The sequence below is a fragment of the Lacinutrix venerupis genome (genome assembly GCF_003663945.1).
Classification (GTDB): Bacteria; Bacteroidota; Bacteroidia; order Flavobacteriales; family Flavobacteriaceae; genus Lacinutrix; species Lacinutrix venerupis.
Genome location: NZ_RCCH01000004.1, coordinates 338,723 through 352,831, shown reverse-complemented (window position 1 = coordinate 352,831; position 14,109 = coordinate 338,723). Strand labels below are relative to the sequence as shown.

At 30.2% G+C, this 14,109-nt stretch carries 12 protein-coding genes and 1 tRNA gene; 8 read left to right on the top strand and 5 right to left on the bottom strand.

The window, feature by feature from the left end; all coding sequences use genetic code 11:
* The 8 genes from CLV86_RS08230 to CLV86_RS08195 form a co-directional block, all read left to right on the top strand.
* Positions 1-1,881, top strand: a 1,881-nt coding sequence (locus tag CLV86_RS08230) for an Ig-like domain-containing protein (protein WP_147427021.1), incomplete at its 5' end; no start/stop codon positions are given.
* Positions 1,882-1,942: 61 nt separating this feature from the next.
* On the top strand, positions 1,943-2,875 hold the full coding sequence (locus tag CLV86_RS08225) for a PorP/SprF family type IX secretion system membrane protein (RefSeq protein WP_076733792.1): 933 nt from the start codon (positions 1,943-1,945) through the stop codon (positions 2,873-2,875).
* A gap of 18 nt (positions 2,876-2,893) precedes the next feature.
* Positions 2,894-4,819 (top strand): OmpA family protein, encoded by a 1,926-nt coding sequence (locus CLV86_RS08220; protein ID WP_076733791.1) that lies wholly within the window; start codon positions 2,894-2,896, stop codon positions 4,817-4,819.
* A 170-nt stretch (positions 4,820-4,989) separates the two neighbouring features.
* The gene (idi, locus tag CLV86_RS08215) at positions 4,990-5,526 is read left to right on the top strand and encodes an isopentenyl-diphosphate Delta-isomerase (RefSeq protein ID WP_076733790.1); all 537 of its coding nucleotides are present in this window, start codon (positions 4,990-4,992) and stop codon (positions 5,524-5,526) included.
* Entirely contained in the window at positions 5,510-5,917 is a 408-nt protein-coding gene (locus tag CLV86_RS08210; protein ID WP_076733789.1) for a 6-pyruvoyl trahydropterin synthase family protein, read from the top strand. Before idi ends, CLV86_RS08210 begins: the two co-directional genes overlap by 17 nt.
* A 1-nt stretch (position 5,918) precedes the next feature.
* Complete coding sequence (locus CLV86_RS08205) at positions 5,919-6,896, top strand: type I phosphomannose isomerase catalytic subunit (protein ID WP_121051512.1); 978 nt, start codon at positions 5,919-5,921, stop codon at positions 6,894-6,896.
* A gap of 77 nt (positions 6,897-6,973) precedes the next feature.
* Positions 6,974-7,240, top strand: a complete 267-nt coding sequence (locus CLV86_RS08200; protein ID WP_076733787.1) for a hypothetical protein — start codon at positions 6,974-6,976, stop codon at positions 7,238-7,240.
* 57 nt (positions 7,241-7,297) lie between these two features.
* A tRNA-Thr gene (locus CLV86_RS08195) sits at positions 7,298-7,371 on the top strand.
* 192 nt (positions 7,372-7,563) lie between these two features.
* On the opposite strand, the gene CLV86_RS08190 is transcribed toward CLV86_RS08195, so the two are convergent.
* The 5 genes from CLV86_RS08190 to CLV86_RS08170 all read right to left on the bottom strand — a co-directional run bounded on the left by CLV86_RS08190 (position 7,564) and on the right by CLV86_RS08170 (position 14,046).
* Entirely contained in the window at positions 7,564-8,949 is a 1,386-nt protein-coding gene (locus tag CLV86_RS08190) for a tetratricopeptide repeat protein (RefSeq protein ID WP_076734422.1), read from the bottom strand.
* Positions 8,950-9,106: 157 nt separating this feature from the next.
* A complete protein-coding gene (locus CLV86_RS08185; RefSeq protein ID WP_121051510.1) occupies positions 9,107-10,291 on the bottom strand; it encodes an aspartate aminotransferase family protein in 1,185 nt (394 codons plus the stop codon).
* Positions 10,288-12,144 (bottom strand): OstA-like protein, encoded by a 1,857-nt coding sequence (locus tag CLV86_RS08180; RefSeq protein ID WP_121051508.1) that lies wholly within the window; start codon positions 12,142-12,144, stop codon positions 10,288-10,290. Before CLV86_RS08180 ends, CLV86_RS08185 begins: the two co-directional genes overlap by 4 nt.
* Before the next feature lie 136 nt (positions 12,145-12,280).
* Positions 12,281-12,838, bottom strand: a complete 558-nt coding sequence (locus CLV86_RS08175) for a hypothetical protein (protein ID WP_121051506.1) — start codon at positions 12,836-12,838, stop codon at positions 12,281-12,283.
* A gap of 74 nt (positions 12,839-12,912) precedes the next feature.
* Entirely contained in the window at positions 12,913-14,046 is a 1,134-nt protein-coding gene (locus CLV86_RS08170; protein WP_121051504.1) for a helix-turn-helix domain-containing protein, read from the bottom strand.
* Positions 14,047-14,109: the final 63 nt, after the last annotated feature.

The following is a 14,109-nucleotide window of genomic DNA, read 5'->3' as shown; positions in this document are numbered from 1 at the left end:
AATGCAGGAGCCATTACATTACCAAGTGGAACAACCACAGAAGGCGGAACAGTATCAGTAGACGATAATGGAACACCAGCAGATCCAACAGATGATACAATCTTGTACACACCAGCTGCAGATTTCAATGGAACCGATACATTCGATTACACAATAACAGATTCAGATGGAGACGAGTCAACAGCAACGGTAACCGTTACTGTAACACCACTATCAGATTTAGAAGATGATACAGTAAGTACAAACGAAGATACACCAGTAGTTGTAGACGTGTTTGATAATGATGATGATATTCCAACAGACGGAACCATCACAGCAACAGATCCAGCAAACGGAACCGTTGTTATTACCGATCCAAACAACACACCAAATGATCCAAGTGATGATGTAGTAACTTACACACCAGATCCAGATTTTAGTGGGACAGATACATTTGATTATACAGTTTGTGATACAGCAACACCACAGAATTGTGAAACAGCAACGGTAACGGTAACAGTGGATCCAGTTGTAGACACAGAAGATGATATGGTAAGTACGGATATAAATACACCAATAATTGTAGACGTGTTTGATAACGATAATGATATTCCAACCGATGGAACAATCAGTGCAACCGATCCAGCAAACGGAACCGTTGTAATTATAGATCCAAACAACACGCCAAACGATCCAAGTGATGATGTTGTAACTTACACACCAGATGCAGGATTTACAGGAACCGATACATTTGATTACACAGTTTGTGATACAGCAACACCACAAAATTGTGATACAGCAACAGTAACAGTAACGGTAAATGCTTGTTCGTCAACAGTTGATACTGATGGAGATGGTTTAACAGATTGTGAGGAAACTACTGGAATTGATGATCCATCAACACCATTAGATCCAAACGATTTTGGAGATGGAATATCTGATCCTAATGATCCATGTGATCCGTTTGGAGCATCAGTTATAGATACAGATGGAGATGGTGTAACAGATTGTCAAGAGATTTTAGATGGAACAGGAGTTGATAATCCTTGTGATTTTGACGCTGCTAATATTACAGTAGTTACAGCAGAACCTTATTTATCATCTGATTGTGATGGAGACGGTGTAACAAATGGAGATGAGGAAATTGACGGTACAGATATATTTGAGAATTGTAGTTTCTTAACAGATAGTGTTACGTTACCTCAATCTGCAGAATTCTTTAATGGTGATTGTGATAATGATAACGTAATCAACGGTATTGAATTCCCATTAAATGATACAGATGACGATGGAACACCAAACTGGTTAGATACAGATGATGATAATGATGGTATATTAACCATTAATGAAGATTATGCAGATGTCGATATTTCTGATGGAGAAGTAGATTCTACAGGAAATGATGACCCTACTGATAATGATACAGATAATGATGGAACTCCAGATTATTTAGATACTGATGATGATGGAGATGGAATACCAACTGCAGATGAAAACCCAGATGCTAACGGAAACGGAATTGGGTTTGGTGATGATGCTGCAGATAGTGATGGAGACGGACTACCAGATTATTTAGAGGTAGATAATGGTCAAGTAATAGGAGATATTGAAGTCTTTAATGCAGTAACGCCTAACGGAGATAATGATAATGATGTTTTCGTTATAAAAAACATCGAATTATTCCCAGACAACACTGTAGAAATTTATAACAGATGGGGAGTTTTAGTTTATGAAACTCAAGGTTATGGGCAAAATGGTAAGTATTTTAAAGGCGAATCTGAAGGTAGAGTAACAATCAAGCAAAAAGAACAATTACCAGTAGGTACATATTATTATATCATAAATTATAATAATGGTGTCGAAGAGAAATCTAAAGCTGGTTACTTATACATTCAACGTTAATTAAACTAAATAATGAAGGCAGAGTAATTCTGCCTTCAAAATTAAATTATACCTCTTTATAATGAAAAATAGAATATTAATTTTAGTAATTCTTTTTAGTATTACATTTGCTGCAGAAAGTGTTGCGCAACAAGATGCGCAGTATACTCAGTACATGTATAATACAATGAGTATTAATCCAGCTTATGCAGGTTCTCGAGACGTAATTAGTATAGCAGGACTATATAGAACACAATGGGTAGGGCTTGATGGAGCACCAGATACACAAACCTTTAATATTCACTCTCCAATTGGTGATAGTGAAAAGGTAGGTTTAGGATTATCAATTATAAACGATAATATTGGTCCAACACACGAAACTTATTTCGATATTGATTTCTCATATACTGTTAACACTTCAGATGAAGGAAGATTATCTTTTGGTGTAAAAGCTGGAGGTCATTTGTTAGATGTCGCTTATTCAGAGTTAAGTCAATTTAATGGTGGAGATCCATTATTACAATCAGATATTGAAAATAGATTCTCTCCAAATGTAGGTGCAGGAATTTACTATAGACAATCAGACAGATGGTATGTAGGTTTATCGGCTCCAAATTTATTAGAAACTAAACATTTCGATGAATCAGCATTATCTGTAGCAAAAGAAAACATTAACTTATATTTAATAGGTGGTTATGTTTTTGACATTAATCAAGATCTAAAATTAAAACCGGCTATTCTGTTTAAGGGAGTTGCAGGAGCTCCATTGCAAGCAGATTTAACTGTTAATGCATTATTAAAAGAAAAATTAACGCTTGGTTTAGCTTATAGATGGAGTGCGGCGGTAAGTGCTTTAGTAGGATATCAATTAACAGATGGTTTAATGTTAGGCGTAGGTTACGATAGAGAAACTACAGATTTAGGTAAAACTCAATTTGAACAAGGTTCTTACGAAGTATTCTTAAGATATGAGATTTTCCAAAACCAAAAAATACTATCACCAAGATTCTTCTAATTTTAGAAATATATAATTATGAAAAATAGAATATATATACTACTTACAATTTTTGCCTTCACTTTTAGTATAAGTTTTTCTCAAGAGGAAGGAAAAACAATTACAGGTGTGGATAAGGAATATAATAACTTAAAATATAAAGAAGTTATTAGAGACCTAAATAAAGCAGTTAAATCTGGAGATAATAGTCCGGAAGTAATGGCAAAACTTGCTAATGCATACTACTTCAATGTTGAAATGGAAGAAGCTGCTAAATGGTATGGCGAATTATTAGCTCAAAATACAGCTGTAGATTTCGAATATTATTACAGATATGCAATGGCACTTAAGGCTACTGGTAAGTATGAAGATGCTAATAAATATTTAAAAAGATTTGCAGTTTTAAAACCTAATGACTCTAGATCTATAAAGTTTATGGAATCACCAGACTATTTAACTACAATAGATAAGTTATCTGGTAATTTTACAATAGAAAATTTAGATATAAACTCTCGTTTTTCAGACTTTGGAACCTCTTTTTATAACGACGGAATTGTTTTTGCTTCTTCTAGAGGAGAAGGAAAACTTTACAAATGGAACGAACAACCATTTTTAGATTTGTTTTACGTTAAAACAGGTGATGATAAGCCTAAACGATTAGGAGAGAAAATTAATACGAAATTTCACGAATCCTCTACATCGTTCACGAGTGATGGAAAGACAATGTATTTTACCAGAAATAATTACATTAATGGTAAAAAAAGAAAAAGTAGTGATAAAGTTGTAGGATTAAAAATTTATAAAGCTACCTTAAATGATGAGGGAAAATGGACAAATGTAACGTCTTTACCTTTTAATAACGATGAATATAACGTTGCGCATCCTGCTTTAAGTTTAGATAATAAAAAACTATACTTCGCATCAGATATGCCTGGAACAAAAGGAAAGTCAGATATATTTGTAGTAGACATTTTAGAAGATGGTAGTTATGGAGAACCAACAAATCTTGGAGATGTAATTAATACAGAAGGGCGTGAAAATTTCCCATATGTTAGTAATAACGGAACATTATATTTCTCTTCAGATGGGCACCAAGGATTAGGAGGTTTAGATATCTTTTATGCTAATATCACTAGTAATATAGAACAAATACAAAATTTAGGAAAACCAGTAAATAGTCCACGTGATGATTTCGAATTTATTATTGATGAATTTACAAACACTGGATATTTAACATCTAACAGATATAATGGTAAAGGAGACGATGATATATATAAATTTCAAAGAGAAATTTGTAATCAATTAGTAGCAGGAACTGTTGTAGATAAAAACACAAACATTGTTATTCCAAATGCCAATGTAATAATTTATAACGATAGTAAAGAAAAAGTATATCGTTTTACAACAGATGTTAATGGTGCTTTTAGTTACAATACAGATTGTAAAAAAGGTAATTTTAGAGCTGTAGCAAGTAAAGAAGGATACGATTCTGAAGAAATAATCTATACCATAGATCCAGAAATTAGACTTGACATAGCTTTAAAACTTAATTTAACACCTAAAACTGTAATAGAGGAGCCGGCAACTGTTGGAGTAGATTTATTCGAACTATTAGACCTAAATCCAATTTATTTTAATTTCGATAAATCTAATATAAGGCCAGATGCTCAAATAGAGTTAGAAAAAGTTATAAACTACCTAAAACAGTATCCATCTGTTAGCATAGACGTTCAATCTCATACAGATTCAAGAGCATCTAATGAATATAACCAAGCATTATCAAATAGAAGAAATGTTTCTACTAAAAACTGGATTATACAAAGAGGAGGAATATCAGCTAGTAGAATTACAGGTAGAGGCTATGGAGAATCACAACTTACAAACCGTTGTTCAGACGGAGTAGAATGTAGTGAAGAAGAACACCAACAAAACAGACGAAGTATGTTTATAGTAACTAAAAATTAATTTAGTAATACTTATAAACTAAATAATCAATTTTAAAAAAAGCACCTTATTTATAAGGTGCTTTTTTTGTTTTATATACTGTTTAAACAAAGACATAATCTCTTAATTTAGACTTAAAAGGAATTAATTTAAATTCCTATTTTGTAAATTTGTCCACTTCAATAATACACATGGCAGAAGAACAAGTAATTTTAGTAAACGAAAAAGATGAGCAAATTGGTTTAATGCCAAAAATGGAAGCACATGAAAAAGCGCTATTGCATCGTGCTTTTTCAGTTTTTATTTTTAATGATAAAAACGAATTAATGCTCCAGCAACGTGCATTAAGTAAATATCATACACCAGGTCTATGGACTAATACATGTTGTAGTCATCAAAGAGTAGGAGAAACAAACTTAGAAGCAGGAAAAAGACGTTTACAAGAAGAAATGGGTTTTGTAACTCCATTAATAGAGAAAACATCTTTTATATACAAGGCACCTTTTGATAACGGTCTAACAGAGCATGAATTAGACCATATTATGGTTGGGCACTATAATGGTTTACCAAAAATAAATAAAGACGAAGTAGAGGCCTGGAAATGGATGTCTCTTGAGGATGTAAAAAGAGATATAAAAAAACAGCCGGAACTATATACAGCTTGGTTTAAAATTATTTTCGATAAATTTTATAAATTTTTAAACATTGCAGATGAGAGTAACAGTTAGTAGAAAAGCACATTTTAATGCGGCTCACAGACTTTACAGAAAAGATTGGAGTGATGAAAAAAATGATTTAATTTTTGGTAAATGCAATAACCCCAATTATCATGGTCATAATTACGATTTAATAGTTAGTGTTACCGGAGAAATAGATACAGAAACGGGATATGTAATCGATTTAAAATTATTAAAAGAAATTATAGAAAGTGAAGTTGAAATAGCTTTCGATCATAAAAATTTAAATTTAGATGTCCCAGAATTTAAAGCATTAAATCCAACAGCAGAAAATATTGCCATTGTAATTTATAATAAAATAAAACCTAAATTACCTTCTCATTTAGATTTAGAAATTACTTTGTACGAAACGCCACGTAACTTTGTAAGCTATTCAGGTTAGTATGACAAAAGTAAAGTTATATCCAATAAAGTTTCAACCTATTTTTAAAGAAAAAATTTGGGGAGGAAACAAATTAAAATCAGTTTTAAATAAAAAAACAAATCTTCTTAATGTAGGAGAAAGTTGGGAAATTAGTGCTGTAGAAAACGATGTTTCGGTAGTTGCTAATGGCCAACTTAAAGGCAACACTCTTAACAGCCTTTTAGCGGAATATAAAGATGATTTAATAGGAGAAAAAAATTATAAATCCTTTGGTACTAAATTTCCTTTATTAATTAAATTTATAGATGCAAAAGAAGATTTATCAATACAGCTACATCCCAATAATAAATTAGCTGCTCAACGTCACAATTCATTTGGTAAAACTGAAATGTGGTATGTTTTAGAAGCCGACGAAGAAGCAAATTTAATAGTAGGCTTTAATGAAAAAATGACATCAGAAAAATATTTAAAGCATTTAAATAATAAAACACTTCCAGAAATTTTAAATTTTAATAAAGTAAAAAAAGGAGATTCTTATTTTATAGATGTTGGTTTGGTACATGCCATTGGAGCAGGAGTAATGCTTGCCGAAATACAACAAACTAGCGATATTACATACCGTGTTTACGATTGGGACAGAGTAGACGCTAAAGGTAACACTAGAGAACTGCATAACGATTTAGCACTTGAAGCAATAAATTTTGATTATAAAGACAACTTTAAAATTGATTACTTCAAGAATAAAAATCAAACTAATAAACTAGTAACTTGTCCTTTTTTTATTACTAATTATTTGGCTTTAGAAACAAATACTATTACAAAAGAAAATACTTTTGATTCCTTTATTATATATATGTGCGTAGATGGAGAAGCCTCTATTAAAACAGAGTATAGTACCGAAATAATAAAAAAAGGAGAAACAATACTTATTCCTGCGGTAATTAATACTTTTCAAATTATAGCAGAATCTGCAGAGCTGTTAGAAATTTATATTTAATATATAACAGTTCATTATTTTCGATCATTTATTCCAAATTTATTCTCTATTTTTGTAGCTCAAATAAATTTAAAATTATGGCAAATAAAAGAGACCTAAAAAAAGACATTAACTATGTATTAGGTGATATTATTGAAGCAGTTTATGTTTGGGAATACACTAACCCAGATAAGGAAACTAAAAAAAGCGAAGTTATTATTGACGATGCAATTATTATTTTTGATGAATTAATTGCAAAAGTTAATGCAAAAGACGTAGAAAATAAAAAAGCACACTTTAAGTCAATTAACTTAGAATTAGAGACTAAGGGTCGCGAATTAATAGAAAGAATAAATAAATTGTAAAAAGTTTAAAAAAAAGTTTGCAAATATCATTTACAAATTTATATTTGCACTCGCTTTGCCGATGTAGCTCAGCTGGCTAGAGCAGCTGATTTGTAATCAGCAGGTCGTGGGTTCGAGTCCCTCCATCGGCTCTAAAGTCTCTCAATAATTTGAGAGACTTTTTTTTGTCTAAAATTCTGGGATTTAGAGTAGATAAAAAAAGGTAAATACTACCAGCTCTTTTATTAATTTATATATAAAGTTGCGTTAGTTAAAAAGGATTATAAAAAAACGCTTAACTATCTCATTTTAATAGAAGATAAAGTTAAATCGTTTTAAAGTGTTTATAAATTAATAATTTTTTTAGCTAATAAAGACTCAAAAACTTCTGGAAATAATTCTTCTAAAATAATAACCTGCTCAGCATCAAAACGCATTGCATTTTTTAAATGGAAAGTTGCTTTTTCAAATTCTAATAATGTAAAATTTAAACCTGCTAACCTAAATTCTATTTCTGCATTTTCTGGATAGAATTCTGTAGCTTGAATTAAATTAAACGTTGCAGCTTCAGGTTCGCCTAATTGAGTTAAAATATCTGCTCTTATTAACCAAGTTTCTAGTTCGTAATTACCTAACTCTAAAGCACGTTTGTAACCACGCTCAGCTTCTTCAAGAAAGTTTAATCTATGGTTTATTTTGGCATAATATTTCCAGTACAATACATTTTCACCATCAATATTTATAGCTTTATTAATATAGTATAAAGCTTTTTGGTAATTTTTATTTTTACAATAAAATTTGGTTATAGCAATCCAACCTTTGTCTAAAAGAGGATCTTCATGTACTGTTTTATAATAATAATGTACTGCTAAATCGTTGTTTCCTAATTTTTCGTGACAATTTCCAATTCTAAGTAAAGCGAAAGATGTAGGGTCTTCAAGAGAAAGTGTAATGCTGTAGTTCTCTATAGCTTCGTTATACATTTTTAGTTTTTCTAAAACTTTTCCTTTCTCTAAATAAGCACCAATAAAAGTATCGTCTGATATAATTGCAAAATCATATGCGCTTAATGCTTTTTCATAATCTTTTAATTCAAAATATTGACGCCCAAGTTGATGCCATGCAACTTCACAATAAGGATTTTTATCTAAATATATATTAAGATACTCTATAGCTTCGTTATTTTTATCTAAAAAGTCAAAACAATATATAATGTTATAAAGAGAGGCATAATCATCAGGATTTGCTTCTAAACAACGCATAAAACTGTCTCTTGCCATATCGAATTTGTCTAAAAATAGGTATTCCATACCAATAAGAGAGTGTAAATCTGAAGTATCGTCTGCAAGGTCTAATGCACGATTTAAAATATCAATAGCTTCCTCGTGCTTATCTTCTTTAGAAAGTATATTTGCTTTCTGAATATAAATTTCTTCATTGGAAGGTTCAAGAACATACAATTCATTTAATAATGAATTAGCTTTAGCAAGTTCATTTTCAAAAACAAAAATTTCAACTTTAAAGAGTTTTAAATTTGTTGAGCTTGGATGCTGCTCTAAGCCTAATTTAATTGCTTTTTTAGCTAAAGCTACTTTACCTTGATTAAGGTAATGATGAATAATATTTTCAAATTCATTTGAGTCGAAAAACAAAACATTATTTGTTTTAAGCATAGACTCAAATTTAATAAGCGATACGTTATTATTTTCTTCTTCTTGGCTAAAATCCATAGGCATTAATTTAGCATTTCTATATAATAAATGTAACGCTCAAAGCTCTAATTTTATGATGTTACAAGTAAATGTTTTTAACAAAGTAATCAACAAAAGCAAAATACTTGTTGTTGTCTTATATTAAAAACACTGGCTTTTAATGTGTTAAGCTTGTTTATTTAAGTTGTATTTTGTTTAATACTTCAATAATAATGCCACAGCCTTTTATTATTTCATCGTTAGAGATAGTGAGTGGTGGAGTGATACGTACTGCTTTAGGTTCAAACAATAACCAAAATAATATTAAACCTTTATCTTGTGCCTTTAAAATAAGTTGATTAGCTATTTCTGCAGTTGGTAAAATAGCAGCTAACATTAAACCTTTTCCTCTTATTTCTTTAATTAGCGAATGTTTTAAGTGCTTTCTAATTAATTGTTCTTTTTCTAAGGCTTGAGACATTAAGTCACTTTCTGTAATTTCTTTTAATGTTGCTAACGCAGCAGCAGCAATAACTGGATTACCGCCAAAAGTGGTTATATGTCCTAATTTAGGATTGTCTTGTAGAGTATCCATTAATTTTGACGAAGCTGTAAATGCTCCAATAGGTAAGCCTCCTCCAAGGCCTTTACCTGTTACTAAAATATCTGGAATACAATTGTAATTTTCAAAACCTGATAGTTTTCCAGTTCTCCCAATTCCAGGCTGTATATCGTCTAATATTAAAAGCGCTCCAACCTCTTTACAACGTTTTTTTACTTTTTGTAAATAATTGTTTTTTGGTTCTATAAAACCAGCGCCACCTTGAATAGTTTCTAAAATTACAGCGGCTGTTTTTGTGGTAATGTGTTTTAAGTGTGGCTCATAATTATATGTTATATGGCTAATTTCTGGAAGTAAAGGTCTAAAAGGAGCTTTACGTTCTTCAAAATCCATTAAACTTAGTGAGCCCATAGTATTACCGTGGTAAGCATTATGCGCAGCAATAATCTGGCTTCTTCCTGTTGCTCTTCTGGCAAGTTTTAAAGCGCCTTCAATAGCTTCGGTTCCAGAGTTTACTAAATATGTTTTTTCTAAAGAATTTGGAAGGTGTTTTGCAAATAGCTTACATAATTCTACAGCTGGTTTCTGGATGTATTCTCCATAAACCATAACGTGTAAATAGTTATCTACTTGTTTTTTTATAGCTGAAACAACTTTAGGGTGTGAATGACCTAAAGGACAAGCCGAAACACCTGCAACAAAATCTAAATAGGCATTATTGTTTTTGTCGTAAATATAAGAGCCTTTAGCATGAGAAATTTCCATTGCTAAAGGATGTGGAGAGGTTTGTGCTTGATGTTTAAAGAAACTTTCTTTCATTCCTCTTCTTTTAATTCTAATGGTTTACCAAGAACTGGTTTTAATTCTTTAGCTCTGGTTTGTTTTGGTAAATTACTTTTTACAGTGTCTTGTTTAATAATCTTTTTAGGTATTTGCCTTGAGGCTTTTTGTGAAGCATCGTCGCGCGAATCTCCAAAACGAACTTTAGGTTTACTTTCTTCGTCTGCTTTATCTACACGGTTTAATAAATCTTCATCAAAAAATTCTTCATCAGGTACTGCAGGAGCTAAGCCTTTTATTACTGGTAAATTTAAAGGCGGATCATCTTTAAATAAGTCTTCTACACTTAAAGGTCTTTCTTCTTCTCGCCAATCAAAGTCTTTTAATCTCATGGCACCTTTAGGAATATCGTCTTCAGGATAGGTGTTTGCTTCTGTAGAAATTAAACGTTTATACATATTAATATCACCATCTTCAAAATACATTTCAATATTCGCAGATCGTGCTTTGTCTAAGCCTACAAATTCATCATCTTCATTTCTAATAATAAAAATTGACTCGGCATTTTTAAAGATATTTACTTGTTTCATTTGGTTTTTATCATCAAACAAACCAATGAGGCGTTTTCCTTTTATTTGGCTGTAATAATCTTCGCTTATTGTATCTTTACTTATTATAAAAGCATTTTCAAAAACAATTAGAGAATCTATTTTTTCGGTTTCTGGATTAGATTTTAGATGAATAGTATCACCCGTAATCTGGTTTTTTATATTCCAAAGAATAGGTCTTCTTTTTACAGCAAATGCATCTTTTGAAGATAATCGAGATAAATTAATTAGTTGTGTTAAACCTGTTTGGTGATTAACGTGAATAGAATCAGACTTTCCACTAACATCAGATTTGTACAATTTTGCATTTCTAAAGGCTCTTGTAATTCTATTATTTTTTTTTCCAGTAACCATTAAGGTGTCGGAATGAATGTATATAGAATCGTTTTCTTGAACTGTAATTGCTAATGCTCGATTTGTTACAAATGCAGAATCTTTAGACTTATATACCTCGGCATAATGGCCTTTTATTATACTTTTATTAATAGTATCTGTAATTATTATATTATTAGAAGCCGATGCAAAATCTTTATTCCTGTCAAAAAACATACTATCACCTACTACTACACGGTTATCGTAATCTATTCTCGAGTTCTTTGTAAAATAACCAGTGTCATTATTTGTGTTATAAAAACCACGTTCGCAATAAACTGTACTTGTTTCTCCTACAATTTTAGAATCTCCATACATGTAAGCATGTCCAGTTTCCGAAAAGAAATCTAATTGGTTGGTAGTTAAAACGTATTCTGGATTTACTAATTTAACAGTGTTTAAAAAGCGATATTTTTTTTGAGACATGTAATATCTTCCAACAGTACTTGTTATTGTTCCAGAACTATCTCTAAATACTTTGCCGTTTTCGTTATAAAAAGCTTCTTGTTTAGCACGGTCGAAAAAAAGTTTATCGGTAGTTAAAACGGAGCTAGGTTCGGTTAAAACAACATCTCCTTTGGCGAATGCTAATTGTGTTTTACCACTATACTCGGCATATTTAGCAACCATGGTAATGGTATCGCCTTGTACCATTTTTACATTTCCGTAGGCTTCAACAAAATTTTCTCTACCGTATAGCACGGCTTGGTCGCAGTACATATCTATACCATCATGGTAAACATGTACTTGTCCGGCATCACTACGTGTTAGAATTCTTGCGCCTGGATATTTTTCTTCATCTATTTCACCAAAAGCACCAGAGTCTTTAATTTCAATGTTTTTACGTTGTTGCGCAAAACTGCTGAAAGAAACTAAACTTAAAAGAAATACTATTATTATTTTTTTAAACATCTTATAATTAGTGTTTGAGCAAAAATAATGATTAATATGAGTTGGCATTATCTATTAGGAAAATTTTAATATCAAAAAACCTATCTACATTACAGAAAATAGGTTTTATATATTTTTTTATACTAAGGAAGTTTAGTTAAAAAAGATTAAATGTTAAAAAATACCTATAGCCACCTTGGTTTATCATAATCCATGCAACTAATTTATTTGTGTCTGGATCAAACAATAATGCTTTCAATGGTTTTTCGGGTTCGTTTTTTTTATAATAAGCAAACACGTTAGCATCCTTTGTATACATTTTTTCTCCACCAATAGTTTCTTTTGCTAATTCTTCTTTAAAAGGCTCATAAATTTTATGATTTTTAAAAAAACGAATTGGTTTTGCATCTATATTCTCTATGCCCAAACTATCAATTGGTTTTCTAAAAGCAGAAAAGATTGTGTCGAAGCTTTCAAGTCTTCTTTCTCTTCTTTCTACAAGAGTGTCATTAAGCACGTAATCAAAATAAATATATTTGTTAAATAGAGTGTCTTTGGAAATTTCTGCTTTTTTTTTACCGTTTACATAATGCGCTAACGCTTTTAAATTCTTGTGTTTTTCTATCTCGTGGTTTTTCCAGTTTTCAAATTTTGAATTTTGAGAATTAGAAGTATTGATATAAAATAAAGCAAGTAGAATTAAGAATTTTTTCATAATAAATAATATCAGTTAATTTTGAGAGAAAACTAAATTATTAGATACCAGTGAAGTCTTATAACTGTAACATTCTACAGATTTCGGACATCTTTTTTAAACTGAGCAGGAGTTTTATTACTAAATTTTTTGAAGGCAGTATAAAAACTAGATTTAGAATTAAAACCTGATTCTAAACCTACTGCAACAATGGTATAATTATCAAATAAAGGATCTTTTAAAAACTGTTTTGCTTTTTCAACTCTTAAATTATTTATATAATCGTTAAAGTTGAATTTTGAATTTGAATTAATTTGTTGAGATATATATCCTTCACTAAGATCTAGTTGTTTTGAAAGAAGCTTTAAATTTAAGTTAGGATTTAAATATAATTTACTACTAATAATTTCTTCTTCTAAATTTTTAAAGGTTTTAGTTTTTTTTGTTTTATCACTACTAATTTTTTTAATTCTTTTTTCTCTTATTAAAATACGTTCTTTTAATTGTTTAGATTTTGCTAACCCTGCATAACCTATCCAATAGACTAATATAGAGTTGCCAATCCACATAGGATAGAAAAAATAGGTGTTATTAATATTATGAATTGTAATAATAGAAATAGCAATTAGCCAACATATGCAAACCAGTATTCCTAAATAAATTAATTTTTTTAACCAATTGGTTTCAGTTTTTACCCATTTAATATCATAAGACAAATTATTTTCATACTGCTTAATCATTTTATGTGATAAAAACATAAGTAAAAGATTGAAAATAAAAGAAGCGAATTCTAAGTAAACATAAATACCTCTTTCAAAATGTGAATTTATTTTATTAATATCATCTGTAGAGATTCGATAATAAATATTTAGTATATGGACTAGAAGTACTATTACAAATGGTGTAAATAATAGTACGTTTTTTACTAAAGTTATTTTCTCTTTGCATGTTAATTTATACACATATAAATAGAACATTGGTAAAACTAACCAGTGCCAGGGAATAAAAATATATTTTAAGAAAATATATTGGTTTGTTATTGAAGTATCAATTAACCAATATTGAAAATTACTTAAAGATAAAAAAAGTACGGTTAACGCTAAATAAATTGTGCTTTTCTTTATTATTTTGTCTTGGGCAAAAACGTAAAAACTAAATATTACACCATGAATAACTCCAGAAATAATAAGGATATTAAAAATATTGAAATTAAGATTTTCTAAATTCATTCAGTAATTTAATAGTTAAACTAAGATATAAAAAAAACCTATCATTTTAAGAAGATAGGTTTT